Source organism: Lelliottia sp. F153 (genome assembly GCF_002870005.1).
Classification (GTDB): Bacteria; Pseudomonadota; Gammaproteobacteria; order Enterobacterales; family Enterobacteriaceae; genus Enterobacter; species Enterobacter nimipressuralis.
Genome location: NZ_PKFT01000001.1, coordinates 181,150 through 207,821 on the forward strand (window position 1 = coordinate 181,150; position 26,672 = coordinate 207,821).

Below are 26,672 nucleotides of genomic sequence, written 5' to 3' on the forward strand. Positions count from 1 at the left end.
CATCAGATGGATCAGGCACAATGCCCGGCCATCGGGTTTTCTACCTTTTTGATCTTTTCGCGGGTAGTGAACGCCGGTGATCCTGGTTAACAAAAGCGGTGCAATATGCAAGTTTTTATCATGCGTCACGGCGACGCGGCACTCGATGCTGCCAGTGACTCTGTTCGTCCTTTGACGACCTGTGGTTGTGACGAATCCCGTCAAATGGCGACCTGGCTCAAAGGCCAAAAAGTGGATATCGATCGTGTGCTGGTGAGTCCGTTCCTGCGGGCCGAACAGACGCTGGATGTGGTAGGGGAGTGTATGAACCTGCCGAAGAGCGTCGATGTTCTTCCTGAGCTTACTCCCTGCGGGGATGTGGGTCTCGTCAGCGCGTATCTTCAGGCGCTGTGCAATGAAGGTGTCTCTTCCGCACTGGTGATTTCCCATCTGCCGCTGGTCGGCTACCTGGTGTCTGAACTGTGCCCTGGCGAAACGCCTCCGATGTTCACCACCTCCGCGATTGCCAACGTCACCCTCGACGATGCGGGCAAAGGGGTATTCAACTGGCAAATGAGTCCGTGCAACCTGAAGATGGCAAAAGCTATCTGACGTGACGAATGATCTGGCGGGTAGCCTGTGCCACCCGCCTGCCTGTCAGGGCAGCTCCGGTGGCTGCCACTCTTCAACTTCAATCAACACCAGCAGCGCGGCATCTCCGCCGTACTCTTTTGGCGCCTGATGAAAAGCCATCACGTGTGGATGCTGAGCCAGCCACAACGGCGTTTGCTGTTTGAGAATATGCTTTCCATGGCCGTGCATCACACAGGTGCAGAACACGTGCTCGCGACGACACGCGGCAATGAGCGCGCCCAGCTCCTGTTTCGCCTGCATTTGCGTCAGGCCATGCAGATCGAGAAACAGCTCCGGCGAATAATCTCCGCGACGTAACTTTTTCAGCTCAAAATGGCTGACATCTTCCCGCACATATTTCACTGCCCCCTGCGTGTTCAGCAGCGGCTGAAATTCGTCTGAAAAATAGTGGCTGTTATCCGCCTGTTCCTGCAGCAGCCGTTTGACCGGCACTTCAGTCACTTTTTTGCGGATCGGGCGATGGACAATGGTGTCCTGGGTGATTTTGCGCGTCCCGCTCATGAGCTGGCGAAACAGCGTCTGATCCTCCTCGCTAAGCGGCATTTTCTTTTTCATTAGTCCGTCTCATCTCTTATTTCCCTTAGTTTACCTGAGGGAGGCGCAAGCAAAACGCATTTTTTCACCTCTCCCACGCCGTCCCGATGCTGATTTATCGCCGTCTTCATGGCAAACTAGCCGCCGAAAATTATGCAAGCATGCCCTGGAGAGAATAATGGATAAAATATTTGTCGATGAAGCAGTAAACGAACTGCATACCATTCAGGACATGTTGCGTTGGTCCGTCAGTCGTTTTAGCGCCGCCAACATCTGGTACGGCCATGGAACGGACAACCCGTGGGATGAGGCGGTTCAGCTGGTGCTGCCATCCCTGTATCTGCCGCTGGATATCCCTGAAGACATGCGCACCGCGCGTCTGACCTCCAGCGAAAAACACCGTATCGTTGAGCGCGTGATTCGCCGCGTCAACGAGCGTATCCCGGTCGCCTATCTCACCAATAAAGCCTGGTTCTGCGGTCACGAATTTTACGTTGATGAACGTGTGCTGGTGCCGCGCTCGCCGATTGGCGAACTGATCAACAACCACTTTGCAGGCCTGATCGACCACCAACCGCAGCACATTCTGGATATGTGTACGGGCAGCGGCTGTATCGCGATTGCCTGCGCGTATGCCTTCCCGGAAGCGGAAGTGGATGCGGTTGATATCTCCGCCGACGCGCTGGCCGTTACCGAACACAACATCGAAGAGCACGGTTTGATTCACCACGTGACGCCGATCCGCTCCGACCTGTTCCGCGACCTGCCAAAACTGCAATACGATCTGATTGTCACCAATCCGCCGTACGTGGATGCAGAAGACATGTCCGATCTGCCGAATGAATATCGCCACGAGCCGGAACTCGGTCTGGCCTCAGGTTCTGACGGCCTGAAACTGACGCGCCGCATTCTGGCCTGCGCGCCGGATTATCTGACTGACGACGGCATTCTGATTTGTGAAGTCGGTAACAGCATGGTACATCTGATGGAGCAGTACCCGGACGTGCCATTCACCTGGCTTGAATTCGACAACGGTGGTGAAGGCGTCTTCATGCTGACCAAAGCGCAGCTCATCGCCGCGCGTGAACACTTCAGCATTTACAAAGATTAATCCAACGGGCTTCGGCCCGTTTCACATTGCTCAAACACAGAACAACGACAATGGAGCCGTGATGGCAGGAAACAGTATTGGACAATTATTCCGTGTAACGACTTTCGGCGAATCACACGGTCTGGCGCTGGGTTGCATCGTCGACGGCGTGCCACCTGGTATCGAACTGACCGAAGCGGATTTACAGCACGATCTCGATCGCCGCCGTCCGGGCACTTCGCGCTACACCACGCAGCGTCGCGAGCCGGATCAGGTCAAAATTCTCTCCGGTGTCTTTGAAGGCCGCACTACCGGCACCAGCATTGGTCTGTTGATTGAAAATACCGATCAGCGCTCGCAGGACTACGGCGCCATCAAAGATGTTTTCCGCCCCGGTCATGCCGATTACACCTACGAACAAAAATACGGTTTTCGCGACTATCGCGGCGGCGGGCGCTCATCGGCGCGTGAAACAGCCATGCGCGTAGCGGCGGGCGCTATCGCTAAAAAATATCTGGCGCAAAAATTTGGCATCGTGATTCGCGGCTGCCTGACCCAGATGGGTGACATTCCGCTGGCGATCAAAGACTGGGATCTGGTTGAACAGAACCCGTTCTTCTGCGCGGATGCCGACAAAATTGACGCACTGGACGAACTGATGCGCGGCCTGAAAAAAGAGGGCGACTCCATCGGCGCGAAAGTGACCGTCGTGGCTGACGGCGTTCCGCCGGGCCTGGGCGAGCCGGTCTTCGATCGCCTGGATGCAGATATCGCCCACGCGATGATGAGCATCAATGCGGTGAAAGGCGTGGAAATTGGCGATGGTTTTGACGTGGTGGCGCTGCGCGGCAGCCAGAACCGCGACGAAATCACGAAAGAGGGTTTCCAGAGCAATCATGCGGGCGGCATTCTGGGCGGCATCAGCAGTGGTCAGCAGATTGTGGCCAACATCGCGCTGAAACCGACCTCCAGCATTACCGTACCGGGGCGCACCATTAACCGCTTTGGCGAAGAAGTTGAGATGATCACCAAAGGGCGTCACGATCCTTGTGTCGGTATCCGTGCGGTGCCGATCGCGGAAGCGATGCTGGCCATTGTGTTAATGGATCATTTCCTGCGCCAGCGCGCGCAGAATGCGGACGTGACGACCACCATTCCACGCTGGTAAACATGAAAAAAACCGCTATTGCTCTGTTGGCTCTGCTTGCCAGCGGAGCCAGTCTGGCAGCCACGCCGTGGCAAAAAATCACCCATCCGATCGCGGGCAGCGCCCAGTCGATCGGCGCGTTTGCTAACGGCTGCATCGTTGGCGCGCAGGATCTGCCGCTGCAGTCCGACACCTATCAGGTGATGCGTACCGACCAGCGTCGCTTCTTTGGTCATCCGGATCTGGTGCTGTTTATCCAGCGTCTGGGCAATCAGGTGCATAACCTGGGGCTGGGGACGATGCTGATCGGCGATATGGGGATGCCAGCGGGCGGTCGCTTCAACGGCGGACACGCCAGCCATCAGTCCGGTCTGGATGTGGATATTTTCCTGCAACTGCCGAAAACCCGCTGGAGTTCGGCGCAGCTGCTTAAACCCCAGGCATTGGATCTCGTCGCCCGTGACGGCAAAAGCGTGGTGCCGTCTCTGTGGTCGCCAGATGTCTCCAGCATGATTAAGCTGGCGGCAAAAGATAACGATGTGACGCGCATCTTCGTCAATCCGGCGATCAAGCAACAGCTCTGTCTGGACGCCGGAACGGATCGTGACTGGCTGCGTAAAGTGCGCCCGTGGTTCCAGCATCGCGCGCATATGCACGTGCGTCTGCGCTGCCCGGCCAACAGCCTCGAATGTGAAGATCAGCCGTTACCGCCGCCGGGAGATGGCTGCGGGGCAGAACTCCAGAGCTGGTTTGAGCCAGCAAAACCTGGAACCACCAAGCCTGAGAAGAAGACACCGCCTCCGTTGCCGCCTTCCTGCCAGGCGCTACTGGATGAGCATGTACTTTAATGGATAATTTCGTCGATCTGTTTATGGTGTCACCGCTGCTGCTGGCGGTGCTGTTTTTTGTTGCGATGCTGGCGGGATTTATCGATGCGCTGGCGGGGGGAGGCGGTCTGCTGACAGTGCCAGCGCTGCTGGCGGCGGGTATGAGCCCGGCCCAGGCGCTGGCGACCAATAAGCTGCAGGCCTGCGGCGGCTCGCTCTCTGCCTCCATCTACTTTATTCGCCGTAAAGTGGTCAGTCTTGCCGACCAAAAGCTCAATATTCTGATGACCTTTATCGGCTCCACCAGCGGCGCGCTGCTGGTGCAGCACGTGCAATCGGATATTTTGCGCCAGATTTTGCCAATCCTCGTGATCTGCATTGGTCTCTACTTTTTGCTGATGCCAAAATTAGGGGAAGAGGATCGTCAGCGCCGTCTGCACGGTCTGCCGTTTGCCCTGATTGCGGGCGGCTGCGTCGGTTTTTACGATGGCTTCTTCGGGCCGGGTGCCGGTTCTTTTTATGCCCTGGCGTTTGTGACGCTGGCCGGTTTTAACCTCGCCAAATCCACCGCCCACGCAAAAGTGCTCAACGCCACCTCAAACCTGGGCGGTCTGCTGCTGTTTATCATTGGCGGGAAAGTGATTTGGGCGACCGGCTTTGTGATGATGGTCGGACAGTTTTTAGGCGCGCGCGTCGGCTCGCGTCTGGTATTGAGCAAAGGGCAAAAACTGATTCGTCCGATGATTGTGATTGTGTCGGCGGTGATGAGTGCCAAACTTCTTTATGACAGCCACGGACAGGAGATCCTCCACTGGTTGGGGATGAACTAATGAACAGTACGCATAAATACGAACAGCTGATTGAGATTTTCGACAGCTGTTTTGCGGATGATTTTAATACCCGTCTGATTAAAGGCGACGACGAACCGATCTATCTTCCTGCTGATGCAGATGTGCCATACAACCGAATCGTGTTTGCTCACGGGTTTTATGCCAGCGGTCTGCACGAGATTTCCCACTGGTGTATTGCCGGGAAAGCGCGCCGCGAACTGGTCGATTTCGGTTACTGGTACTGCCCGGACGGGCGAGATGCCACGACGCAAGGGCAGTTTGAAGATGTGGAAGTCAAACCGCAGGCCTTCGACTGGCTATTTTGCGTGGCGGCAGGTTTTCCGTTCAACGTCAGCTGCGACAATCTCGAAGGCGATTGCGAGCCGGATCGTATTACCTTCCAGCGCCGCGTTCACGCGCAGGTGATGGAATATCTTGAGAAAGGCATCCCGGAGCGACCGGCGCGTTTTATCAAGGCACTACAGAATTATTACCACACGCCGGCAATAACGGCGGAATGCTTCCCGTGGCCGGAAGATCTCAACTGAGGAAAAAAGATGATCGCAGAATTTGAATCACGCATCCTGGCGTTAATTGATGACATGGTGGAACACGCCAGTGACGATGAACTGTTTGCCAGCGGTTATCTGCGTGGTCACCTGACGCTTGCTGTTGCCGAGCTGGAAGCGGGCGACGATCACTCACCTGAAGCGGTCCACGCTGAAGTGAGCCGTGGTCTTGAAAAAGCCATTCAGGCGGGCGAGCTTTCTCCACGCGACCAGTCACTGGTGCTGGGGATGTGGGACAATTTGTTCCAGCAGGCTAATCTGAAGTAGTGGCTTTTTGCCCGGTAGCGCCTGCGCTTACCGGGCCTCCAAACCTTATCCTACCTTTTTACCCTTCAGTAATTTTCGCACCCACAGCCGATTTGGGTTCAATCCTGCAAGCGTAACACCGTCCATCGGGATCGGCTCATCGCTCATCTGCGACGCCAGAATTTCAGCGGCCAGCGGCGCAGTACACAATCCCCGCGACCCGAGCGCACCGAGCATAAACAGGTTCGGATAGACGGGAGAACGCACGGCATTCTCTTTGGATTCTGCCAGATCCTGATAGGTCGCAAGCGTCGCGTCGTAGTCCGGTACATTGCCGATCATCGGCAGATGATCGCGGGTGGCGCACCGCACGCCGCAGCGCGCGTCGCTGCCGCTTACGTCCACCTCTTTCGCCCATTCAGCCCCGGGGAAGCAGTCGATCAAGCGCTGGCGGTTTTGCTGCTGATCCGCTTCGCTATAGCAAATGTCCGCTTCGCCGCGATGATAGCTGGCTCCGATGCAGTGATGACCGTTGGTCGGGTTTTGTGGCGTCAGATAGCCGTCGTAACACAAGACCTGACGGAGCTTGCCGAGCTGAGCTGTCGTGGGAATATGGCTCACCTGGCCGCCAACCGGATAGACCGGCAGATTTTCTGTTTGCGGGAAATCGCTGATGCGATGGCCGTTGGTCAGCACCACTCCGGCGTGTCGGGCCTGTGCACCATGGGCAAAACGCAGCTGCCAGTCGCCTTCGATGCGATCCAGGGATTCAAGCTGATGTTCATAATGCACGGTCAGCCCTTGCGACTGGGCCAGCGCAATGGCCGCTGCCGTAAGCTGCGCCGGGCAGAGCCAGCCGCCTTGCGGGTAGTGAATGCCACCGCAGCCCGTCTCCAGGCCACTTAACGCCTGCACCTGCTCGGCGTCCACGGCTTCCGCGATGTGCGCCGGTAATTCCAGGCTCAGCATCTGGTCGATCTTGCGCTGGCTTTTTTCGTCCCAGCCGAGCTGTGTGACGCCGCACCATGCATGGTCAAAGGTGACTGGCAGGCTGTCGTAAAGACGCCGGGCAAAGGTAAAGGCGGCCGGGAAAAACTGGCTAAGTGCCGGATCGTGGGCGGTCAGCAGAGGATACAGCGCGCCCTGGCGATTGCCGGAGGCACCCGTGGCGGGGGCGGTATCAGCGCAGTACAACGTCACCTGCCAGCCGCGCTGGAGCAGGGCAAGCGAAAGCAGTGCGCTGGCAATACCACCGCCAATAATTGCCGTTTCACGTTTTTCCGCACCGCTGCGGGCAAACCAGGGGGTGCGCTCAGGCAGGGGATTATCCTGCTCCATCACGCCTGTCAGCATCTCTCGCTTGCGGCCAAATCCTTTGGTTTTGTACATGGTGAAACCGGCGTCCTGCAAACCACGGCGCACGAACCCGGCGGAGGTGAAGGTGGCGAGCGTAGCGCCAGGACGCGCCAGACGCGCCATCGCCGCGAACAGATGCGGGCTCCACATGTCCGGATTTTTCGCGGGAGCAAAGCCATCCAAAAACCAGGCGTCCACTTTCTGATTCAGAGAATCGTCGAGTTTGTCCGTCAGGTCATTGATGTCCCCGAGCCACAAATCCAGCGTGACTTGACCACCGTCTAACACTAAACGATGACAGCCGCCGATCGGCTGTGGCCACTGGGCCTGCAACTGCTCGGCCCAGACGCGAAGTTCCGGCCAGTGCTGATGGGCCAGGGTCAGGTCGTGGGCGGTGAGGGGGAATTTCTCGAAACTGATGAAATGTAATCTTTGTAGCGTAGCGTCAGGGTGTGCCGCACGGAACTGAACAAACGCCTGCCAGAGGGTGAGGAAGTTTAATCCGGTGCCAAAACCGCTCTCCGCCACCACAAACTGGCTGCGCGGATGGACAGGGAAACGCGCGTTCAGCTGGTTTCCGTCGAGGAAAACATAACGAGTTTCTTCCAGTCCGTTATCATTAGAGAAGTAGACATCGTCGAAATCTCGGGAAACAGGTGTACCCTCAGCGTTGAACTCAAGGTTGGCGGGTTGTATGGCGTTTTGTTTCACGTAAGTTACTCGTCTGACAGGCAGTGGCAGGATCTTAGCGATGTGTGTTCGATGGTGCAAATTTCCACAGAAATTGGCTGATCGGACTTGTTCAGCGTACAAGTGTACGCTATTGTGCGACTCGAAACTTAATATAGTATGACTTACAGAGGTATTGAATGAAACGTGCAGTGATTACTGGCCTGGGCATCGTTTCCAGCATCGGTAACAACCAGCAGGAAGTCCTGGAATCTCTGCGTGAAGGACGCTCGGGGATCACTTTCTCTCAAGAATTCAAAGATTCTGGTATGCGTAGCCACGTGTGGGGTAACGTCAAACTGGACACCACCGGTCTGATTGACCGCAAAGTGGTCCGTTTCATGAACGATGCCTCTATCTACGCTTACCTCTCAATGCAGCAGGCTGTAGAAGATGCTGGATTGAAAGAAGACGTTTATCAGAACAACCCACGCGTGGGCCTGATCGCAGGTTCCGGTGGTTCTTCTAAATCTCAGGTGTTCGGCGCAGACGCAATGCGTAGCCCGCGCGGCCTGAAAGCGGTCGGTCCTTACGTTGTGACCAAAGCGATGGCGTCAGCGGTGTCCGCGTGCCTCGCGACCCCCTTCAAAATCCACGGTGTGAACTACTCCATCAGCTCCGCATGTGCGACCTCCGCACACTGTATCGGCAGCGCGGTTGAGCAGATCCAGTTGGGTAAACAAGACATCGTATTTGCTGGCGGCGGCGAAGAGCTGTGCTGGGAAATGGCGTGTGAATTCGACGCAATGGGCGCACTGTCCACCAAATACAACGAAACGCCAGAAAAAGCGTCCCGTACCTATGATGCGAACCGTGACGGTTTCATCATCGCAGGCGGCGGCGGTATGGTTGTGGTTGAAGAGCTGGAACACGCTCTGGCACGTGGCGCGCACATCTACGCTGAAGTTGTGGGCTACGGTGCGACTTCCGATGGCGCAGACATGGTTGCTCCATCAGGCGAAGGCGCAGTGCGCTGCATGAAGCTGGCGATGAACGGCGTTGATACCCCAATCGACTACCTGAACTCCCACGGTACCTCGACTCCGGTCGGCGACGTGAAAGAGCTGGGTGCTATCCGTGAAGTCTTCGGCGACAACAGCCCGGCGATCTCCGCGACGAAAGCGATGACCGGTCACTCTCTGGGCGCCGCTGGCGTGCAGGAAGCTATCTACTCTCTGCTGATGCTGGAACACGGCTTTATCGCCCCAAGCATTAACGTTGAAGAGCTGGACGAGCAGGCTGCTGGCCTGAACATCGTGACCAAGCCAACTGAGCAGGCGCTGACGACGGTGATGTCCAACAGCTTCGGCTTCGGCGGCACCAACGCCACGCTGGTAATGCGTAAGCTGAAAGCGTAAGTTTTCCGCTGATGAAAAAAAGGAGCCTGATGGCTCCTTTTTTATGCGTTGACAATTGATTGACTGAAAAGGCAAACTTCGGCTTCAACATTATCACTTTGATAATGCGTAAGCGTTTAACGTCAACCAACGCACCTTAATCCTGATCCTCAGGTAGAGGGGGCGTGGCATTTCCCCGCCTTACTCTTCATTTTCGGAGTAATGCATGACCGCAGTAACCCAAGCAGAAAAAACCTCTTCAGCGAATATCTCGCTGTTTCGCATCGCCTTCGCGGTGTTTCTTACCTATATGACCGTCGGCCTGCCGCTGCCGGTAATCCCGTTGTTTGTGCATCAGGAGCTGGGCTACGGCAATACCCTGGTGGGTGTCGCCGTGGGGATTCAATTTCTGGCGACCGTGTTAACCCGTGGCTATGCCGGACGCCTGGCCGATCAGCATGGCGCAAAGCGTTCCGCGTTACAGGGTATGTTCGCCTGCGGGCTGGCGGGTGGGGCATGGCTGCTGGCCGCGCTGCTGCCGGTGGACGCCATCTATAAATTCGCACTGCTGATTGTCGGGCGCTTAATTCTCGGTTTTGGCGAAAGCCAGCTGCTGACCGGGACGCTCACCTGGGGAATGGGGCTGGTCGGGCCGACGCGTTCCGGGAAAGTGATGTCCTGGAACGGGATGGCGATCTACGGCGCACTGGCCGCAGGCGCACCGCTGGGTCTGCTGATCCACAGCCATTTCGGTTTCGCCGCGCTGGCGGGGACGACCATGGTACTGCCGCTGGTGGCGTGGGCCTTTAACGGCACGGTGCGTAAAGTGCCAGCTCACAAAGGCGATCGTCCGTCGCTGTGGAGCGTGGTCGGTCAAATCTGGAAACCGGGCCTCGGTCTGGCGCTGCAGGGCGTAGGTTTTGCCGTAATTGGCACCTTTGTCTCGCTCTACTTCATGAGCCGGGGCTGGGCAATGGCTGGTTTCACCTTAACCGCATTCGGTGGGGCCTTCGTGCTGATGCGCGTGCTGTTCGGCTGGATGCCGGACCGTTTTGGCGGCGTAAAAGTGGCGGTGGTTTCGCTAATGATTGAGACCCTCGGCCTGCTGCTTTTGTGGCAGGCACCGGTGGCGTGGATTGCGTTGCTGGGCGCGGCGTTAACCGGCTGCGGCTGCTCGCTGATCTTCCCGGCGCTCGGCGTCGAGGTGGTGAAACGCGTAGCACCGCAGGTTCGTGGAACTGCACTCGGCGGCTATGCGGCATTCCAGGATATCTCGTACGGTATCACTGGCCCGCTGGCAGGGGTACTGGCGACGTCGTTCGGCTATCCGTCGGTGTTTCTGGCAGGGGCCGTCTCGGCAGTGGTGGGGATAGTGGTAACGGTTCTCGCATTCCGGAAGCAGTAAGCGGCATTGTCGGCTAGCGTTTCGCTTACCCGACCTGCAAAATCCATAATTTAGCAGGTCGGGTGGCGGATACTTCGCCTCAGGCAACCAGCCAGAACAATGCCAGCGCTACCATCAGCGCGATAAACATCAGGCCGGGGCGTGCAGACATCGATTTTATAGTGTCCACCACCGGGGCGAACAGCGGGCTGTAGATTGGCTGAATATTGCGCGCTTCTGGCACACCGCCGTCACGTTCGGCGCGGCGGATAAAGATCTGGTTCAGTAAATCCTGAATCTGGGCGGGGGTCAGTACCGTCTGCGGCGTAACCTGCCAGTTCTGCTGCGCATATTCACGCACCGCTTCAAATTCTCGTGGTTCCAGCGGCTGTTTAAGCGCCGCCTGCAGGGTATGCAGCGTGGGCGCGCTTTGGGTACTCAACGTCTGACGCGCCTGAAGCCAGGTCACCAGGTGGGTAAACTGTTTCGCCGGGATCAACTCACCGGCTTTCACGCCGGAAAGTTCCAGCATGGATTGCCAGATAAGCTTGTTTGACTCGCCCGTGGCAGCAGCCAGCCGGGTGACCATCTGCTTGAGAGTATTATGCTCAGCAGGCTGCAGAGGGCGCTCCGTCGCCGGGCGTTGCTGCGGCTGCGGAATAGAGAGCTGATTGCTCTGTAACAGCGTGAGCACCGTTTTCAGCTGGTCCGGTGTGAGCTGGCTCAGGGCCGTCTGACCAAACTGCTGACGGATAAAATCACTCACCGCCTGACGATTATTCCCCTGGCCTAACAGTTCGGTGAGCTGCGACACCATCTGGCGGGTGGTGTGATTTTGCTGCGCGGTATTCAGGCGCAGATTCAGGTTTTGCTCGGCGGCAGGGAAGTGGCGCGATAACAGCGGCGTGTCGTTTTTCAGCCCCAAATCATGTTTCACTCCCGCCCACACCTCCGCGTTCTGTTGCGACGTAAGCGCAACCAGGCGGGTGATCAGTCGCTCCAGCACCGTGCGCTGCTGCGTCGATAACGGCTGTTCGCCAATGGCGGAAGGTGTTACTGGGCCTTCACCGGGAGGGCGCGGCGGCGTACCTGAAATGGGCTGCATCGTCAAAATCCTTAAAGTCATTACTCACCGTAAACCAGGCAAAGCGTTCGGGTATGCCTGGCGGCGAGATTATGGCACACTTGGCCGGTTAACTTCCTCTCAAACAGGTACTCTGTCGTGAAAATCCTCGTTGATGAAAATATGCCTTACGCCCGTGAGCTGTTTAGCCGCCTGGGCGACGTTAAGGCCGTTCCCGGTCGTCCCATTCCCCTTGAAGAACTCACCGATGCTGATGCCCTGATGGTGCGCTCGGTCACCAAAGTGAATGAGGCGCTGCTGTCGGGTAAAAACGTCAAATTTGTAGGGACAGCGACGGCGGGAACCGATCACGTGGACGATGCCTGGCTGGCACAGGCCGGTATCGGATTCTCAGCCGCGCCGGGCTGCAACGCTATCGCCGTGGTGGAATACGTTTTCTCTTCACTGTTGATGCTGGGTGAGCGCGACGGCTTTGCGCTGAAAGATCGCACGGTGGGTATTGTTGGCGTCGGTAACGTCGGCGGGCGGTTGCAAAAACGTCTGGAAGCCCTCGGTATCCGCACCTTGCTGTGCGATCCCCCACGCGCCGATCGCGGTGATGAAGGCGACTTCCGCACGCTGGATGAACTGGTCGAGCAGGCGGATGTGATCACCTTCCATACGCCGCTGTTTAAAGACGGACCGTACAAATCCCTGCATCTGGCCGATGAGGCGTTAATTCGCCGCCTGAAGCCTGGCACTATTCTGATAAATGCCTGCCGTGGCCCGGTGGTGGATAACACCGCGCTGCTGAAATGTCTGGAAGAGGGGCAGGAGCTGAGCGTGGTGCTGGATGTCTGGGAACCGGAGCCGGATCTCAACGTGGCGCTGCTGAACCGCGTGGATGTCGCTACCGCGCACATCGCGGGCTATACGCTTGAAGGCAAAGCGCGCGGTACGACGCAGGTGTTTGAAGCCTATAGCGCTTTTATCGGCCAGGCGCAGCAGGTGGCGCTGGATACACTGCTGCCTGCGCCGGAATTTGGCCGCATTACGCTGCACGGTCCGCTTGATGAGTCTTCGCTAAAAAGGCTGGTGCATTTAGTGTATGATGTGCGCCGCGATGACGCGCTGCTGCGAAAAGTGGCCGGCATTCCGGGTGAATTCGACCGGCTTCGCAAGAATTATCTTGAGCGCCGTGAGTGGTCCTCCCTGTATGTCATCTGTGACGACGCCGATGCGGCGGCGTTGCTGAATAAACTGGGTTTTACTGCCACGCATAACCCGGCGCGTTAATGTTTTCCTCATGCTCTCTGCCGGATAATCTGGCAGGGACGCAGTTTCATTTCTGGAGTAAACCACCATGTCTGAAGGCTGGAATATTGCCGTACTGGGTGCCACTGGCGCTGTGGGCGAAGCCCTGCTCGAAACACTTGCGGAGCGTCAGTTCCCGGTGGGAGAAATCTATGCTCTGGCGCGCGCCGAAAGCGCGGGCACCTCTCTGCGCTGTGAAGGTAAAACCGTTCGCGCGCAGGACGTAGCTGAATTTGACTGGACGCAGGTGCAACTGGCGTTCTTTGCAGCAGGCGTTGAAGCCTCGGCGACTTACGCTGAAGAAGCGGCGAACGCCGGTTGCCTGGTGATCGACCTGAGCGGTCTGTTTGCCCTCGAGCCTGACGTGCCGCTGGTGGTGCCGGACGTGAACCCGTTCGTGCTGGCCGACTACCGCAACCGCAACATTATTGCTGTCCCGGACAGCCTGACCAGCCAGCTGCTGACGGCACTGAAACCGCTGATCGACGACGGTGGTCTGTCGCGCATTAGCGTAACCAGTCTGCTTTCTGTTTCCGCGCAGGGCAAAAAAGCGGTCGACGCGCTGGCAGGGCAGAGCGCGAAACTGCTGAACGGTATCCCGGTGGACGATGACGACTTCTTCGGTCGCCAGTTGGCTTTCAACCTGATGCCAATGCTTGCCGACCGTGAAGGCAGCGTGCGCGAAGAGCGTCGTATTGTCGACGAAACCCGCAAAATTTTGCAGGACGACGGCCTGATGATCTCTGCCAGCTGCGTGCGTTCTCCGGTCTTCTACGGCCACGCGCAGATGGTGAGCTTTGAGGCTCTGCGCCCGCTGGCGGCGGAAGAGGCGCGCTATGCGTTTGAGCGCGGCGAAGATATCTCCCTCAGCGAAGAGACAGAGTTCCCGACCCAGGTGGGCGATGCGACGGGTAACGCGCGTCTCTCCATCGGTTGCGTGCGTAACGATTACGGGATGCCTGAACAGGTGCAGTTCTGGTCTGTGGCGGACAACGTCCGTTTCGGCGGCGCGCTGATGGCGGTTAAAATCGCTGAGAAGCTGGTGCAGGAGTATCTGTAAGGATGTCTGAAGTGGAGCAAAAGTCAGTCCATAGAATTGCCCTCGGAATAGAATACGACGGCAGCAAATATTATGGCTGGCAGCGTCAGAATGAAGTGCGCAGCGTTCAGGAAAAGCTGGAAAAAGCGCTCTCTCAGGTGGCGAACGAACCGATCAACGTGCTGTGTGCCGGTCGTACCGATGCGGGCGTTCACGGCACGGGCCAGGTGGTGCATTTCGAAACTACTGCGGTGCGTAAAGACGCGGCCTGGACGCTTGGCGTAAATGCGAATTTGCCTGGTGACATCGCGGTGCGTTGGGTCAAAGATGTGCCCGATGATTTTCACGCGCGCTTTAGTGCCACGGCGCGTCGCTACCGTTACATCATCTACAACCAGCGTCTGCGTCCGGCGGTGTTAAGCCAGGGCGTGACCCATTTTTATGAGCCGCTGGATGCAGAGCGTATGCACCGTGCCGCGCAGCAGTTGCTCGGCGAAAATGACTTTACCTCGTTTCGTGCGGTTCAGTGCCAGTCGCGCACCCCGTGGCGAAACGTGATGCACATTAACGTCAGTCGTTATGGCGCGTATGTGGTGGTGGACATCAAAGCGAATGCCTTTGTACATCATATGGTGCGGAATATCGTTGGCAGCCTGATGGAAGTAGGCGCCGGACACCAGCCGGAGAGCTGGATTGCAGAACTGCTGGCAGCGAAGGACAGAACGCTTGCGGCAGCAACGGCGAAAGCGGAAGGGCTGTATCTGGTCTCGGTGGATTATCCGGATCGATTTGACCTTCCAAAACCGCCAATGGGCCCGCTGTTTTTAGCGGACTAACGCAGTTGCAATTAAGGCTTAACAATATGGACTTAATACGATTTCTCATTGATTTCATCCTGCATATCGATGTTCATCTGGCGGAGCTGGTCGCGCAGTACGGCGTCTGGGTGTATGCCATTCTGTTTCTGATTTTGTTCTGTGAAACCGGCCTGGTCGTCACGCCGTTTTTGCCGGGCGATTCGCTGCTGTTTGTCGCGGGCGCGCTCTCTGCGCTGCCGACCAACGATCTCAACGTTCACCTGATGGTGTTGCTGATGATTATTGCGGCTATCGTCGGCGATGCGGTGAACTACACTATTGGGCGGGTATTCGGTGAACGGCTTTTCAGTAATCCGAACTCGAAGATTTTCCGTCGCAGCTATTTAGATAAAACGCACGCGTTCTACGAACGTCATGGTGGCAAAACCATCATTCTGGCGCGTTTTGTGCCGATCGTCCGCACCTTTGCACCGTTTGTGGCAGGTATGGGGCATATGTCCTATCGTCATTTCGCGGCGTATAACGTGATTGGCGCACTGCTGTGGGTGCTGCTGTTTACCTACGCGGGCTACCTGTTTGGCGATCTGCCTATTGTGCAGGAAAATCTTAAGTTACTGATTGTTGCCATTATTGTGCTCTCAGTCTTGCCGGGTGTGATCGAAATTATTCGTCACAAACGCGCGGCGGCTAAGCAAGCGAAATAAAGACGCATTTGCGGTTCGACCACTTTTTTATCCAAAGTTTCGGGCTGTTATGTTTTAATGTGCAACATTCATGGTCTGTTTGCGGCAAAAATGGCATTATGCGCCGCTTACAGCAAAACTGGCATACGACCAGGTTCAGGCAGAAAGGTTATCAATGAGCTGGATTGAACGAATTAAAAGCAACATAGCCCCAACCCGTAAGGCGAGTATTCCTGAAGGGGTGTGGACCAAGTGTGACAGCTGCGGCCAGGTCCTGTACCGCGCTGAGCTGGAACGCAATCTTGAGGTTTGCCCGAAGTGTGACCACCACATGCGTATGTCGGCGCGTAATCGCCTGCATAGCGTGCTGGACGAAGGTTCGCTTGTGGAACTGGGTAGCGAACTTGAGCCAAAAGATGTGCTGAAGTTCCGTGACTCCAAAAAATACAAAGATCGACTGGCTTCTGCTCAGAAAGAGACCGGCGAGAAAGACGCGCTGGTGGTGATGAAAGGCACTCTGCACGAGATGCCGGTTGTCGCTGTGGCCTTTGAGTTCTCCTTTATGGGCGGCTCAATGGGTTCTGTCGTCGGCGCGCGTTTCATCCGTGCCGTTGAACAGGCGCTGGAAGACAACTGCCCGCTGATCTGCTTCTCCGCCTCCGGTGGTGCACGTATGCAGGAAGCGCTGATGTCCCTGATGCAGATGGCGAAAACCTCTGCGGCCCTGGGCAAAATGCAGGAGCGCGGTCTGCCGTATATCTCCGTGCTGACCGACCCAACCATGGGTGGCGTCTCTGCAAGCTTTGCGATGCTGGGCGATCTGAACATCGCTGAACCGAAAGCGCTGATCGGCTTTGCCGGCCCACGCGTTATCGAACAGACCGTTCGTGAAAAACTGCCGCCGGGCTTCCAGCGCAGTGAGTTCCTTATTGAAAAAGGCGCTATCGACATGATCGTTCGCCGTCCGGAAATGCGCCTGAAACTGGCGAGCATCCTGGCGAAGCTGATGAATCTGCCGTCGCCAAGCCCGGACGAGCCGCGTGAAGGCGTGGTTGTGCCGGATCAGGAACCCGAAGCCTGATAACTCAAAAAGGGCAGGGCCAGACGGCGCTGCCCTTTTCACTTATTTGATACACAAGCCATCAGAGCAGTATCAGGGCGTCGCCAACGTAGAGACCGCTTGAAGGCCGAAGTGTATACATAAATGAAAGTGCGTATCATGGAAAAAAATACTCTTCCCCAAGCCACGTCACCCCTGGTCACGTGGCTTTCTTATCTGGAAAATCTGCACAGTAAAACCATCGATATGGGCCTGGATCGCGTGAGCGAGGTGGGTGCGCGTCTTGATGTCCTCAAGCCCGCGCCCTTCGTGTTCACCGTAGCGGGAACGAACGGCAAAGGCACCACCTGTCGCACGCTAGAGTCCATGCTGATGGCCGCCGGTTACAAGGTGGGTGTTTACAGTTCGCCGCATCTGGTCCGCTACACCGAACGCGTGCGCGTGCAGAATAGCGAACTGCCGGAATCCGCCCACACAGCCTCTTTCGCGCAAATCGAAGCGGCGCGCGGCGAGATTTCGCTCTCCTATTTTGAGTACGGCACGCTGTCCGCCCTGTGGCTGTTTAAGCAGGCGCAGCTGGATGTGGTGATCCTCGAAGTCGGTTTAGGTGGACGCTTAGATGCGACTAACATGGTTGATGCCGATGTCGCGGTGGTGACCAGTATTGCACTTGACCATACGGACTGGCTGGGGCCGGACCGCGAAAGCATTGGCCGCGAAAAAGCGGGTGTTTTCCGCGCCAACAAACCTGCCGTGGTCGGTGAACCGGATATGCCGCACACTATCGCCGACGTGGCGAAGGAGAAGGGGGCACAGCTGATGCGTCGTGGCGTTGACTGGCAATATGACGTAACGGGCGACAGCTGGCGTTTTCGCGACGCGCAGGGCGAGCTGGACCATCTGCCGCTGCCACAGGTGCCGCAACCGAACGCGGCGACCGCACTGGCGGCTATCCGCGCCAGTGGTCTGGCGGTGAGCGAACAGGCGATACGAGACGGCATTCAGAACGCGCTTTTGCCGGGGCGTTTTCAGATTGTCAGCGAATCACCGCGTTTGATTCTGGACGTGGCGCATAACCCCCATGCAGCGGCCTATCTTGCTGAGCGCCTCAAATCCCTGCCAAAAACCGGGCGCGTACTTGCGGTTATCGGTATGCTTCACGATAAAGATATTGCGGGCACGCTGGCCTGCATGGAGACTGTGGTCGATTGCTGGTATTGTGCTCCCCTGGAAGGGCCTCGAGGCGCGTCGGCTGAGCAGTTGATGGAACATCTCGCGAAGGGCGAAGCTTATGAAAACGTGGCGCTGGCATGGCGCGCCGCGATGGCGGATGCTAAACCTGAAGATACCGTGCTGGTGTGTGGATCATTTCACACGGTGGCACATGTCATGGAAGTAATGGAGGCGGGGAGAACCGGTGGCAAGTAAGTTTCAGAACCGTTTAACAGGAACCATTGTGCTGGTTGCGCTGGGAGTGATTCTCCTCCCGGGACTGCTCGACGGGCAGAAAAAACATTATCAGGATGAGTTTGCGGCGATCCCGCTGGTGCCAAAACCCGGCGATCGCGACGAGCCAGACATGCTGCCTGCGGCCACGCAGGCGCTGCCCGCTCAGCCTCCTGAAGGGGCGGCGGAAGAGGTGCGCGCCGGTGATGCGGCGGCGCCGTCGCTCGATCCTTCTCGTCTGGCGGCGAGCAACGCCGGTGAGCTGGACCCGGTTCCAGAACCCGTTGCACAACCAAAGCCTGCCGTGAAACCGGCAGAAAAACCGCAGCCGAAACCGCAGCGCGATAAAGCCAGCGAGCAGATCGCCGCCGCGACGGAAGCGCCACCGGAAAAACCGGTTCAGGAAGAGAAGCCTGCGCCAACCGGTAAAGCGTATGTGGTGCAGCTTGGTGCGCTAAAAAATGCCGACAAAGTCAATGAAGTGGTCGGTAAACTCCGCGGTGCCGGATATCGGGTTTACACTTCACCTTCCACCCCGGTGCAGGGTAAAATTACCCGCATTCTGGTGGGTCCGGATGCGTCGAAAGATAAGCTGAAAGGCTCGCTCGGCGAGCTGAAGCAGATTTCCGGGCTGAGCGGTGTGGTGATGAGTTATAGCGCGAACTGACGTGCGCGCATACCCCTCGTCCCACCGGGTGAGGGGATTGCTCCATACGGTCTTGAGGGCCGGGATGAGAGGCGGGAATTCGTCCAAAGAGGCGCAATAACCCAGCGGCGTTGAACATTTTTTCAGCGCCTTTTTTATTTACGCGCGGGAAGGAAATCCCTACGCAAACGTTTTCTTTTTCTGTTAGAATTCGCCCCGAACTGGATGACAGGGCGTTTAATCGTGGGACACATATGGTCTGGATTGATTACGCCATCATTGCGGTGATAGGTTTTTCCTGTCTGGTTAGCCTGATCCGTGGCTTTGTTCGTGAAGCGTTATCGCTGGTGACATGGGGTTGTGCTTTCTTTGTCGCCAGTCATTACTACACTTACCTGTCTGTCTGGTTCACGGGCTTTGAAGATGAACTGGTCCGAAATGGAATCGCCATCGCGGTGCTGTTTATCGCGACGCTAATCGTCGGCGCTATCGTGAACTACGTGATAGGTCAGCTGGTCGAGAAAACCGGTCTGTCAGGAACGGACAGGGTGCTGGGGATCTGTTTTGGTGCGCTGCGAGGCGCGCTGATCGTGGCTGCGATACTGTTCTTCCTTGATACCTTTACCGGGTTTTCAAAAAGCGAAGACTGGAGCAAGTCCCAGCTGATTCCACAGTTCAGCTTCATCATCAGATGGTTCTTTGACTATCTGCAAAGCTCGTCGAGTTTCTTGCCCAAAGTGTAAAACGCTTTGAGATGTGGCTTAACGAGGAAAAGACGAATGTGCGGTATTGTCGGTATCGCCGGTTTCATGCCGGTAAACCAGTCTATTTATGACGCGTTGTCGGTGCTTCAGCACCGTGGCCAGGATGCAGCAGGCATCATCACCATTGATGCCAACAACTGTTTCCGTTTACGCAAAGCGAATGGCCTGGTCAACGATGTATTTGAAGCCCGCCATATGCAGCGCCTGCAAGGCAATATGGGGATTGGCCACGTTCGTTATCCTACTGCTGGCAGTTCCAGCGCCTCTGAAGCACAGCCGTTCTACGTCAACTCACCGTATGGCATCACGCTTGCCCACAATGGCAACCTGACCAACGCGCATGAGCTGCGTAAAAAGCTGTTCGAAGAGAAGCGTCGCCACATTAACACCACCTCTGATTCTGAAATCCTGCTCAATATCTTTGCCAGCGAGCTGGATAACTTCCGCCATTATCCGCTGGAAGCAGACAACATTTTTGCCGCCATTGCCGCGACTAACCGCCAGATCCGTGGCGCGTATGCTTGCGTGGCGATGATTATCGGCCACGGTATGGTGGCATTCCGCGACCCTAACGGCATCCGTCCGCTGGTGCTGGGTAAGCGTGATTTGGGTGATGGCCGTACCGAGTATATGGTCGCCTCCGAGAGCGTGGCGCTGGATACCCTGGGCTTTGAGTTCCTGCGCGATGTCGCCCCGGGCGAAGCCGTCTACATCACCGAGAAAGGTCAGCTGTTTACCCGTCAGTGTGCGGAAAACCCGGTCAGCAATCCGTGCCTGTTCGAATATGTTTACTTCGCACGCCCGGACTCGTTCATCGACAAAATTTCCGTGTACAGCGCGCGCGTGAATATGGGTACCAAGCTCGGTGAGAAGATCGCCCGCGAGTGGGACGATCTGGAGATCGACGTGGTGATCCCGATTCCGGAAACCTCCTGCGATATCGCACTGGAGATGGCCCGTATTCTGGGTAAACCGTACCGTCAGGGCTTTGTGAAAAACCGCTACGTTGGCCGCACCTTTATCATGCCTGGTCAGCAGCTGCGTCGTAAGTCCGTGCGTCGTAAGCTCAACGCCAACCGCGCTGAGTTCCGCGATAAGAACGTGTTGCTGGTGGATGACTCCATCGTACGTGGCACCACTTCCGAGCAGATTATCGAGATGGCGCGTGAAGCCGGTGCCAAGAAAGTTTATCTGGCCTCTGCTGCGCCGGAAATTCGTTTCCCGAACGTCTACGGTATCGATATGCCGACCGCCAACGAGCTGATCGCACACGGTCGTGAAGTGGACGAGATTCGCCAGATCATCGGCGCTGACGGCCTGATTTTCCAGGATCTCAGCGATCTGATTGACGCAGTACGCGCTGAAAACCCGGACATTCAGCAGTTCGAGTGCTCCGTGTTCAACGGCATCTATGTGACCAAAGACGTCGATCAGCAGTATCTCGACTACCTTGACTCGCTGCGTAACGACGATGCCAAAGCCGTACAGATGCAAAACGATCTCGAAAGCTTAGAGATGCACAACGAAGGCTAACGCCCCGGCAAGTGAGGGCGGATGCCCTCACTTGCAACTCCCCGCAAAATCCTGCAAAGTCTGCCCTGAAGCAAGAAAGGGCGAAATCATGAAACAACTCATTGTAGGGATCTCCGGTGCCAGTGGCGCCATTTACGGCGTACGTCTGCTCCAGGTGCTGCGCGACGTGGCGGATGTCCAGACCCATCTGGTGATGAGCCAGGCGGCGCGTCAGACCCTTTCCCTCGAAACCGATTTTTCTCTGCGCGATGTTCAGGCTCTGGCCGACGTGGTGCACGATGCCCGCGATATCGCCGCCAGCATCTCCTCTGGCTCGTTTAAAACTGCCGGCATGGTTATCCTGCCCTGTTCCATTAAAACCCTCTCAGGCATCGTCAACAGCTATACGGACACTCTCGTGACCCGCGCGGCCGACGTGGTGCTGAAAGAGCGCCGCACGCTGGTGCTGTGCGTGCGCGAAACGCCGCTGCATCTCGGCCATTTGCGTCTGATGACGCAGGCGGCGGAGCTGGGCGCGGTCATTATGCCGCCGGTTCCGGCGTTCTATCATCGCCCGCAAACCCTCGACGACGTGATTAACCAGACCGTAAACCGCGTACTGGATCAGTTTGATATCGACCTGCCGGAAGATCTGTTCGCGCGCTGGCAGGGCGCATAACCCGTCGCCCCGTTTGGGTGCATGATAAGCCTGGTTGCCCCTTCTCGGGGCAATTATGCAACCGCGATCATATCCTCGACATTTAATTCCTTTTTTCCCTTTTTCCCCCTCCGGTTCGTTTGGCAGACCTGCTATCTTCACTATTAAGGCAATATCGCAACGTTTTATTAACATATTTAACGTCGATTTTTTGACCAGTCGGCAATATGGCATAAGACCTGCAAGAGAACGCCTGCTATCCAACACACAACACAAACCATAATAAAATCACGACACTTGAGGGTAAATGTATGAAGAAGACGGTTCTGGCTCTGTCTCTGCTGGGGGGATTAAGTGCGGCAGCGAGCAGCTATGCAGCACTTCCTCAGACAGTGCGCATCGGTACAGACGCCACTTACGCGCCATTCTCGTCCAAGGATGCGAAAGGCGACTTTGTCGGCTTTGATATCGATTTGGGTAATGAAATGTGCAAGCGCATGCAGGTGAAATGCACATGGGTGGGCAGCGATTTTGATGCGTTAATCCCGTCGCTGAAAGCCAAGAAAATCGATGCCATTATCTCCTCGCTCTCCATTACCGAAAAACGTCAGCAGGAAATCGCCTTCTCTGACAAGCTCTACGCGGCAGATTCCCGTCTGATCGCGGCGAAAGGCTCTCCGATTCAGCCGACCATCGAGTCGCTGAAAGGCAAACATGTGGGTGTGCTTCAAGGCTCCACTCAGGAAGGGTTTGCTAATGCTGACTGGCGCGAAAAAGGCGTCGATGTGGTTGCCTATCAGAACCAGGATCTGATCTACTCTGACCTCGCAGCAGGGCGTCTGGATGCCGCATTCCAGGACGAAGTGGCCGCCAGCGAAGGCTTCCTGAAACAACCCGCAGGTAAAGAGTTCGCCTTTGCTGGCCCGTCGGTGAAAGACAAAAAATACTTCGGCGATGGCACTGGGATTGGCTTACGTAAAGACGACAAAGAGCTGAAAGCGGCATTCGACAAAGCCTTTGCCGAACTGCGCAAAGACGGCACCTACGACAAGCTGGCGAAGAAGTACTTCGACTTCAACGTCTACGGGGATTGATCGTCACTGACGGGGCACTGCGTCTGCATGATCCAAAATGGTGCAAAAGACGCACCATTTTGGGTTGCTGAGTGCATAGTTAAGCATTTATGATGCAAAAATTTCCATCTGGCGGGCTTTATACTTTGCCTTGCCAGGGGGATTAATGGCACATTAATGGCACTCCCCCGTTGTAAAATCCCGTAAGAAGACAGTCTGTTGAGGATAAACATGAAAAAACTGGTGTTGTCGCTTTCTCTGGTGCTGGCATTTTCCAGCGCTACCGCAGCTTTTGCCGCCATTCCGCAAAAAATCCGTATCGGTACCGATCCGACTTATGCCCCGTTCGAATCGAAGAATTCGAAAGGTGAACTGGTCGGTTTTGACATCGATATCGCCAATGAGCTGTGCAAACGCATCAAAACCCAATGCACCTACGTTGAGAACCCACTGGATGCGCTGATCCCCTCGCTGAAAGCAAAGAAAATCGACGTAATTATGTCCTCACTCTCCATCACCGAAAAACGTCAGCAGGAGATTGCCTTCACCGACAAACTCTATGCGGCGGATTCTCGTCTGGTGGTCGCTAAGTCTTCTGACATTCAGCCAACGCTTGAGTCACTGAAAGGCAAACGCGTGGGTGTGCTGCAGGGCACCACCCAGGAAACCTACGGCAATGAGCACTGGGCGCCGAAAGGCATCGAGATCGTCTCCTACCAGGGCCAGGAAAATATCTACGCTGACCTGACTGCTGGCCGTATCGATGCGGCGTTCCAGGACGAAGTGGCCGCTAGCGAAGGTTTCCTGAAGCAGCCTGTAGGGAAAGATTACAAGTTCGGCGGTCCGTCCATTAAGGACGAGAAACTCTTTGGCGTCGGCACCGGCATGGGCCTGCGTAAAGAAGACAACGAACTGCGCGAAGCACTGAACAAGGCCTTTGCCGAAATGCGCGCAGACGGCACTTACGAAAAACTGGCGAAGAAATACTTCGACTTTGATGTCTACGGCGGCTAATCGCCCCGTTAAATAACGTGCGGCCCCTCCCGCGTTCCGGGAGGGGAAAAGACACGGTGTGACCACTCACGACAGGGCAGGCCTTATGCTGTACGGATTTTCTGGCGTTATTTTACAAGGCGCGCTTGTCACCCTCGAACTGGCCATCAGTTCAGTGGTGCTGGCGGTGCTGATAGGCCTGGCGGGTGCGGGAGCGAAACTCTCAAGTAATCGGGTACTGGCATTAATTTTTGAAGGCTACACCACGCTGATTCGCGGTGTGCCCGATCTGGTCCTGATGCTGCTCATTTTCTATGGTCTGCAGATTGCGCTCAACGGCGTGACGGATGCCGTGGGAATGTCGCAGATTGATATCGACCCGATGGTGGCCGGTATTATCACCCTTGGCTTTATTTACGGCGCCTATTTCACGGAAACCTTCCGCGGCGCATACATGGCCGTACCAAAAGGCCATATCGAGGCAGCCACCGCCTTCGGTTTTACCTCCTCACAAATTTTCCGTCGGATTATGTTCCCGGCCATGATGCGCTTTGCCTTACCGGGCATCGGTAACAACTGGCAGGTGATCCTAAAAGCGACGGCACTGGTGTCCCTCCTCGGTCTGGAAGATGTGGTGAAAGCCACGCAGCTTGCGGGTAAGAGCACCTGGGAACCCTTCTATTTTGCCGTCGTGTGCGGCGTGATTTATCTGGTGTTTACTACCGTCTCCAATGGTGTGCTGCTTCTTCTCGAACGTCGCTACTCCGTGGGTGTGAAGAGGGCTGACCTGTGATTGAGATTATTCAGGAATACTGGAAATCGCTGCTGTGGACCGATGGCTACCGCTTTACCGGCGTCGCGATTACCCTGTGGCTGCTGATTTCGTCAGTGGTGATGGGCGGGATTCTGGCGGTGTTTTTATCCATTGGCCGCGTATCGGAAAACAAATACATTCGCTTCCCGATTTGGCTGTTTACCTATATTTTTCGCGGCACGCCGCTGTACGTCCAGCTGCTGGTCTTTTACTCCGGCATGTACACGCTGGAAATAGTCAAAGGCACCGAAATGCTGAACGCGTTCTTTCGCAGTGGCCTGAACTGTACCGTGCTGGCGCTGACGCTAAACACCTGCGCGTACACCACGGAAATCTTCGCCGGTGCCATTCGTTCTGTGCCTTACGGTGAGATTGAAGCGGCGCGCGCCTATGGTTTCTCATCGGTGAAGCTCTATCGCTGCATTATTATGCCTTCCGCACTGCGTATCGCGCTGCCGGCATACAGCAACGAAGTGATCCTGATGCTGCACTCCACCGCCCTGGCGTTTACCGCGACGGTGCCGGACCTGCTGAAAATCGCGCGGGATATTAACTCGGCGACTTACCAGCCCTTTACCGCCTTTGGCATCGCCGCGGTGCTGTATTTGATTATTTCGTACGTCCTGATTAGCCTGTTCCGCAAGGCAGAAAAACGCTGGTTGCAGCACATGAAACCTACTTCGACGCACTGAGAAAACGATGTCTGAAAATAAATTAAACGTTATCGATCTGCACAAACGCTACGGCGAACATGAAGTGCTGAAAGGGGTATCGCTGCAGGCGAATGCGGGCGATGTGATCAGTATTATTGGCTCATCCGGTTCGGGAAAAAGTACCTTCCTGCGCTGCATTAACTTCCTCGAAAAGCCGAGCGAAGGGTCGATTATCGTCAGCGGGCAAAATATCAACCTGGTGCGCGACAAAGACGGGCAGCTGAAAGTGGCGGATAAAAATCAGCTGCGTCTGCTGCGCACGCGTCTGACGATGGTGTTCCAGCACTTTAACCTCTGGAGCCATATGACGGTGCTGGAGAACGTCATGGAAGCGCCGATTCAGGTGCTGGGCTTAAGCAAACAGGAAGCGCGTGAACGTGCGGTGAAATACCTGGCGAAAGTGGGTATCGACGAACGTCAGCAGATTAAGTACCCGGTGCATTTGTCCGGCGGTCAGCAGCAGCGTGTCTCTATCGCCCGCGCGCTGGCGATGGAGCCGGAAGTTCTGCTGTTTGATGAGCCGACCTCGGCGCTCGATCCTGAGCTGGTGGGCGAAGTGCTGCGCATTATGCAGAAGCTGGCCGAAGAGGGGAAAACGATGGTGGTGGTGACGCACGAGATGGGCTTTGCCCGTAACGTCTCGAACCACGTTATCTTCCTGCATCAGGGCGTCATCGAAGAGCAAGGGCATCCTGATGAGGTGCTGGCGAACCCGAAAAGCCCGCGTTTGCAGCAGTTCCTGAAAGGCTCGCTCAAGTAATGTCGGTGCCCGGTGGCGTTGAGTTTACCGGGCCTGCAAAACGCATATCATCGCCGGGCAAAGACCGTGCCGCCCGGCAATTCACACCGCACCACACTCCAGCCGATACACCCAGTCGTCGTAGCGCACGCCATTAATCTCATAGGCCTTTTCCAGCACCTGAGTACGCACAAATCCCTGCTTCTCCAGCACCCGCACCGAACCGGCGTTATCCGCCAGCACATAGGCATTAATCGCTTTCACGCCCGCCTGGCTGAACGCATAGTCGCACACCGCCCGTAGCGCTTCGCTGGCATAGCCTTTGCCCTGTGCCTGAGGGATCACCGTATAGCCGATATCTGCCTCTTCACGGAATTTCGCGCTGATTTGCAGGCCAATATCGCCGAGCGGTGTGTCGTTGCCGTGGGCGCGAATCACAAAGGTATGGGGCGCAGCCAGGCGAATGGCGAACAGGCGCCGGGTCTCTTTTTCAGGCGCAATGGCCGCCATATAACGCATGATCGCGCGATCTTCGCGCAGGGAGCGGAAGAACGCCCAGTCGGAGGGTTTAAAGGGGGAAAGCTGAAGTCGGGGAGTGGTGATTGTCGCCATAGTGTCGCCATTCTGGGGAGTCTGACGTACGACTCTACCATAA

At 56.3% G+C, this 26,672-nt stretch carries 28 protein-coding genes; 24 read left to right on the forward strand and 4 right to left on the reverse strand.

Annotation, left to right across the window (positions count from 1 at the left end; all coding sequences use genetic code 11):
• Positions 1–105: 105 nt before the first annotated feature.
• Positions 106–591, forward strand: coding sequence for a phosphohistidine phosphatase SixA (sixA, locus tag F153LOC_RS00865; protein ID WP_100779407.1), 486 nt, complete (start codon positions 106–108; stop codon positions 589–591).
• 45 nt (positions 592–636) lie between these two features.
• Here the strand turns inward: sixA and smrB are convergent, their stop codons facing one another.
• On the reverse strand, positions 637–1,188 hold the full coding sequence (gene smrB, locus F153LOC_RS00870; protein ID WP_095282796.1) for an endonuclease SmrB: 552 nt from the start codon (positions 1,186–1,188) through the stop codon (positions 637–639).
• 157 nt (positions 1,189–1,345) lie between these two features.
• Between smrB and prmB the strand changes: the two genes are divergently transcribed.
• The 6 genes from prmB (at position 1,346) to F153LOC_RS00900 (ending at position 5,897) form a co-directional block, all read left to right on the forward strand.
• Entirely contained in the window at positions 1,346–2,278 is a 933-nt protein-coding gene (gene prmB, locus F153LOC_RS00875; protein ID WP_102104928.1) for a 50S ribosomal protein L3 N(5)-glutamine methyltransferase, read from the forward strand.
• Positions 2,279–2,339: 61 nt separating this feature from the next.
• Entirely contained in the window at positions 2,340–3,425 is a 1,086-nt protein-coding gene (gene aroC / locus F153LOC_RS00880; protein ID WP_102104927.1) for a chorismate synthase, read from the forward strand.
• A 2-nt stretch (positions 3,426–3,427) separates the two neighbouring features.
• Entirely contained in the window at positions 3,428–4,252 is an 825-nt protein-coding gene (mepA, locus tag F153LOC_RS00885; protein ID WP_102104926.1) for a penicillin-insensitive murein endopeptidase, read from the forward strand.
• Positions 4,252–5,061 carry a sulfite exporter TauE/SafE family protein gene (locus tag F153LOC_RS00890; protein WP_100779411.1) on the forward strand — a complete coding sequence of 270 codons (810 nt, stop codon included), beginning with the start codon at positions 4,252–4,254 and terminating at the stop codon, positions 5,059–5,061. Before mepA ends, F153LOC_RS00890 begins: the two co-directional genes overlap by 1 nt.
• A complete protein-coding gene (locus F153LOC_RS00895; RefSeq protein ID WP_102104925.1) occupies positions 5,061–5,609 on the forward strand; it encodes an elongation factor P hydroxylase in 549 nt (182 codons plus the stop codon). The genes F153LOC_RS00890 and F153LOC_RS00895 overlap by 1 nt, the downstream gene beginning before the upstream one ends.
• Before the next feature lie 9 nt (positions 5,610–5,618).
• Positions 5,619–5,897, forward strand: a complete 279-nt coding sequence (locus F153LOC_RS00900; RefSeq protein ID WP_100779413.1) for a YfcL family protein — start codon at positions 5,619–5,621, stop codon at positions 5,895–5,897.
• Positions 5,898–5,942: 45 nt separating this feature from the next.
• Here the strand turns inward: F153LOC_RS00900 and mnmC are convergent, their stop codons facing one another.
• A complete protein-coding gene (mnmC, locus tag F153LOC_RS00905) occupies positions 5,943–7,943 on the reverse strand; it encodes a bifunctional tRNA (5-methylaminomethyl-2-thiouridine)(34)-methyltransferase MnmD/FAD-dependent 5-carboxymethylaminomethyl-2-thiouridine(34) oxidoreductase MnmC (RefSeq protein WP_199174670.1) in 2,001 nt (666 codons plus the stop codon).
• Between the two features lie 158 nt (positions 7,944–8,101).
• On the opposite strand from mnmC, the gene fabB reads away from it, so the two are divergent.
• Together fabB and F153LOC_RS00915 are read left to right on the forward strand one after the other, a co-directional pair.
• On the forward strand, positions 8,102–9,319 hold the full coding sequence (fabB, locus tag F153LOC_RS00910; RefSeq protein ID WP_100779415.1) for a beta-ketoacyl-ACP synthase I: 1,218 nt from the start codon (positions 8,102–8,104) through the stop codon (positions 9,317–9,319).
• Positions 9,320–9,524: 205 nt separating this feature from the next.
• Positions 9,525–10,703, forward strand: a complete 1,179-nt coding sequence (locus F153LOC_RS00915) for an MFS transporter (RefSeq protein WP_102104923.1) — start codon at positions 9,525–9,527, stop codon at positions 10,701–10,703.
• 79 nt (positions 10,704–10,782) lie between these two features.
• Here F153LOC_RS00915 and flk read toward each other — a convergent pair whose 3' ends face one another.
• Positions 10,783–11,787, reverse strand: a complete 1,005-nt coding sequence (gene flk, locus F153LOC_RS00920; RefSeq protein WP_102104922.1) for a flagella biosynthesis regulator Flk — start codon at positions 11,785–11,787, stop codon at positions 10,783–10,785.
• Positions 11,788–11,904: 117 nt separating this feature from the next.
• Here flk and pdxB point away from each other — a divergent pair, with 117 nt between their 5' ends.
• The 15 genes from pdxB to hisP all read left to right on the forward strand — a co-directional run bounded on the left by pdxB (position 11,905) and on the right by hisP (position 26,038).
• Entirely contained in the window at positions 11,905–13,041 is a 1,137-nt protein-coding gene (pdxB, locus tag F153LOC_RS00925; protein ID WP_102104921.1) for a 4-phosphoerythronate dehydrogenase PdxB, read from the forward strand.
• A 67-nt stretch (positions 13,042–13,108) separates the two neighbouring features.
• Positions 13,109–14,119: an aspartate-semialdehyde dehydrogenase gene (locus F153LOC_RS00930; RefSeq protein ID WP_102104920.1), complete on the forward strand. Its 1,011-nt coding sequence runs from the start codon at positions 13,109–13,111 to the stop codon at positions 14,117–14,119.
• A 2-nt stretch (positions 14,120–14,121) separates the two neighbouring features.
• Complete coding sequence (gene truA, locus F153LOC_RS00935) at positions 14,122–14,934, forward strand: tRNA pseudouridine(38-40) synthase TruA (RefSeq protein WP_102104919.1); 813 nt, start codon at positions 14,122–14,124, stop codon at positions 14,932–14,934.
• A 26-nt stretch (positions 14,935–14,960) separates the two neighbouring features.
• A complete protein-coding gene (locus F153LOC_RS00940) occupies positions 14,961–15,620 on the forward strand; it encodes a DedA family protein (protein ID WP_102104918.1) in 660 nt (219 codons plus the stop codon).
• 154 nt (positions 15,621–15,774) lie between these two features.
• Positions 15,775–16,680 carry an acetyl-CoA carboxylase, carboxyltransferase subunit beta gene (gene accD / locus F153LOC_RS00945; protein WP_100779422.1) on the forward strand — a complete coding sequence of 302 codons (906 nt, stop codon included), beginning with the start codon at positions 15,775–15,777 and terminating at the stop codon, positions 16,678–16,680.
• 138 nt (positions 16,681–16,818) lie between these two features.
• Positions 16,819–18,087: a bifunctional tetrahydrofolate synthase/dihydrofolate synthase gene (gene folC / locus F153LOC_RS00950; RefSeq protein ID WP_102105009.1), complete on the forward strand. Its 1,269-nt coding sequence runs from the start codon at positions 16,819–16,821 to the stop codon at positions 18,085–18,087.
• A complete protein-coding gene (gene dedD, locus F153LOC_RS00955; RefSeq protein WP_102104917.1) occupies positions 18,077–18,772 on the forward strand; it encodes a cell division protein DedD in 696 nt (231 codons plus the stop codon). The genes folC and dedD overlap by 11 nt, the downstream gene beginning before the upstream one ends.
• A gap of 233 nt (positions 18,773–19,005) precedes the next feature.
• Positions 19,006–19,494: a colicin V production protein gene (cvpA, locus tag F153LOC_RS00960; protein WP_100779424.1), complete on the forward strand. Its 489-nt coding sequence runs from the start codon at positions 19,006–19,008 to the stop codon at positions 19,492–19,494.
• A 36-nt stretch (positions 19,495–19,530) separates the two neighbouring features.
• Entirely contained in the window at positions 19,531–21,048 is a 1,518-nt protein-coding gene (gene purF, locus F153LOC_RS00965) for an amidophosphoribosyltransferase (RefSeq protein WP_102104916.1), read from the forward strand.
• Positions 21,049–21,136: 88 nt separating this feature from the next.
• Positions 21,137–21,706: a UbiX family flavin prenyltransferase gene (locus F153LOC_RS00970; RefSeq protein WP_102104915.1), complete on the forward strand. Its 570-nt coding sequence runs from the start codon at positions 21,137–21,139 to the stop codon at positions 21,704–21,706.
• A 290-nt stretch (positions 21,707–21,996) separates the two neighbouring features.
• Positions 21,997–22,779, forward strand: a complete 783-nt coding sequence (gene argT, locus F153LOC_RS00975) for a lysine/arginine/ornithine ABC transporter substrate-binding protein ArgT (protein WP_102104914.1) — start codon at positions 21,997–21,999, stop codon at positions 22,777–22,779.
• Between the two features lie 210 nt (positions 22,780–22,989).
• On the forward strand, positions 22,990–23,772 hold the full coding sequence (gene hisJ, locus F153LOC_RS00980) for a histidine ABC transporter substrate-binding protein HisJ (RefSeq protein WP_100779427.1): 783 nt from the start codon (positions 22,990–22,992) through the stop codon (positions 23,770–23,772).
• A gap of 85 nt (positions 23,773–23,857) precedes the next feature.
• Complete coding sequence (locus F153LOC_RS00985; RefSeq protein WP_102104913.1) at positions 23,858–24,544, forward strand: histidine ABC transporter permease HisQ; 687 nt, start codon at positions 23,858–23,860, stop codon at positions 24,542–24,544.
• Positions 24,541–25,257 (forward strand): ABC transporter permease, encoded by a 717-nt coding sequence (locus F153LOC_RS00990; protein ID WP_100779429.1) that lies wholly within the window; start codon positions 24,541–24,543, stop codon positions 25,255–25,257. Before F153LOC_RS00985 ends, F153LOC_RS00990 begins: the two co-directional genes overlap by 4 nt.
• A 7-nt stretch (positions 25,258–25,264) precedes the next feature.
• Entirely contained in the window at positions 25,265–26,038 is a 774-nt protein-coding gene (gene hisP / locus F153LOC_RS00995; protein WP_102104912.1) for a histidine ABC transporter ATP-binding protein HisP, read from the forward strand.
• Positions 26,039–26,119: 81 nt separating this feature from the next.
• Here the strand turns inward: hisP and F153LOC_RS01000 are convergent, their stop codons facing one another.
• On the reverse strand, positions 26,120–26,629 hold the full coding sequence (locus F153LOC_RS01000) for a GNAT family N-acetyltransferase (RefSeq protein WP_102104911.1): 510 nt from the start codon (positions 26,627–26,629) through the stop codon (positions 26,120–26,122).
• Positions 26,630–26,672: the final 43 nt, after the last annotated feature.

Bases quoted from the DNA above. Each gene is read 5' to 3' on its own strand.
- F153LOC_RS00900 (WP_100779413.1), top strand. From the start codon at position 5,619: ATGATCGCAGAATTTGAATCACGCATCCTGGCGTTAATTGATGACATG.
- F153LOC_RS00930 (WP_102104920.1), top strand. From the start codon at position 13,109: ATGTCTGAAGGCTGGAATATTGCCGTACTGGGTGCCACTGGCGCTGTG.
- argT (WP_102104914.1), top strand. From the start codon at position 21,997: ATGAAGAAGACGGTTCTGGCTCTGTCTCTGCTGGGGGGATTAAGTGCG.
- truA (WP_102104919.1), top strand. From the start codon at position 14,122: ATGTCTGAAGTGGAGCAAAAGTCAGTCCATAGAATTGCCCTCGGAATA.
- F153LOC_RS00970 (WP_102104915.1), top strand. From the start codon at position 21,137: ATGAAACAACTCATTGTAGGGATCTCCGGTGCCAGTGGCGCCATTTAC.
- F153LOC_RS01000 (WP_102104911.1), bottom strand. From the start codon at position 26,629: ATGGCGACAATCACCACTCCCCGACTTCAGCTTTCCCCCTTTAAACCC.
- accD (WP_100779422.1), top strand. From the start codon at position 15,775: ATGAGCTGGATTGAACGAATTAAAAGCAACATAGCCCCAACCCGTAAG.
- folC (WP_102105009.1), top strand. From the start codon at position 16,819: ATGGAAAAAAATACTCTTCCCCAAGCCACGTCACCCCTGGTCACGTGG.
- cvpA (WP_100779424.1), top strand. From the start codon at position 19,006: ATGGTCTGGATTGATTACGCCATCATTGCGGTGATAGGTTTTTCCTGT.
- purF (WP_102104916.1), top strand. From the start codon at position 19,531: ATGTGCGGTATTGTCGGTATCGCCGGTTTCATGCCGGTAAACCAGTCT.
- smrB (WP_095282796.1), bottom strand. From the start codon at position 1,188: ATGAAAAAGAAAATGCCGCTTAGCGAGGAGGATCAGACGCTGTTTCGC.
- sixA (WP_100779407.1), top strand. From the start codon at position 106: ATGCAAGTTTTTATCATGCGTCACGGCGACGCGGCACTCGATGCTGCC.
- F153LOC_RS00890 (WP_100779411.1), top strand. From the start codon at position 4,252: ATGGATAATTTCGTCGATCTGTTTATGGTGTCACCGCTGCTGCTGGCG.
- F153LOC_RS00985 (WP_102104913.1), top strand. From the start codon at position 23,858: ATGCTGTACGGATTTTCTGGCGTTATTTTACAAGGCGCGCTTGTCACC.
- hisJ (WP_100779427.1), top strand. From the start codon at position 22,990: ATGAAAAAACTGGTGTTGTCGCTTTCTCTGGTGCTGGCATTTTCCAGC.
- mepA (WP_102104926.1), top strand. From the start codon at position 3,428: ATGAAAAAAACCGCTATTGCTCTGTTGGCTCTGCTTGCCAGCGGAGCC.
- F153LOC_RS00895 (WP_102104925.1), top strand. From the start codon at position 5,061: ATGAACAGTACGCATAAATACGAACAGCTGATTGAGATTTTCGACAGC.
- F153LOC_RS00915 (WP_102104923.1), top strand. From the start codon at position 9,525: ATGACCGCAGTAACCCAAGCAGAAAAAACCTCTTCAGCGAATATCTCG.
- flk (WP_102104922.1), bottom strand. From the start codon at position 11,787: ATGCAGCCCATTTCAGGTACGCCGCCGCGCCCTCCCGGTGAAGGCCCA.
- fabB (WP_100779415.1), top strand. From the start codon at position 8,102: ATGAAACGTGCAGTGATTACTGGCCTGGGCATCGTTTCCAGCATCGGT.
- prmB (WP_102104928.1), top strand. From the start codon at position 1,346: ATGGATAAAATATTTGTCGATGAAGCAGTAAACGAACTGCATACCATT.
- hisP (WP_102104912.1), top strand. From the start codon at position 25,265: ATGTCTGAAAATAAATTAAACGTTATCGATCTGCACAAACGCTACGGC.
- aroC (WP_102104927.1), top strand. From the start codon at position 2,340: ATGGCAGGAAACAGTATTGGACAATTATTCCGTGTAACGACTTTCGGC.
- F153LOC_RS00940 (WP_102104918.1), top strand. From the start codon at position 14,961: ATGGACTTAATACGATTTCTCATTGATTTCATCCTGCATATCGATGTT.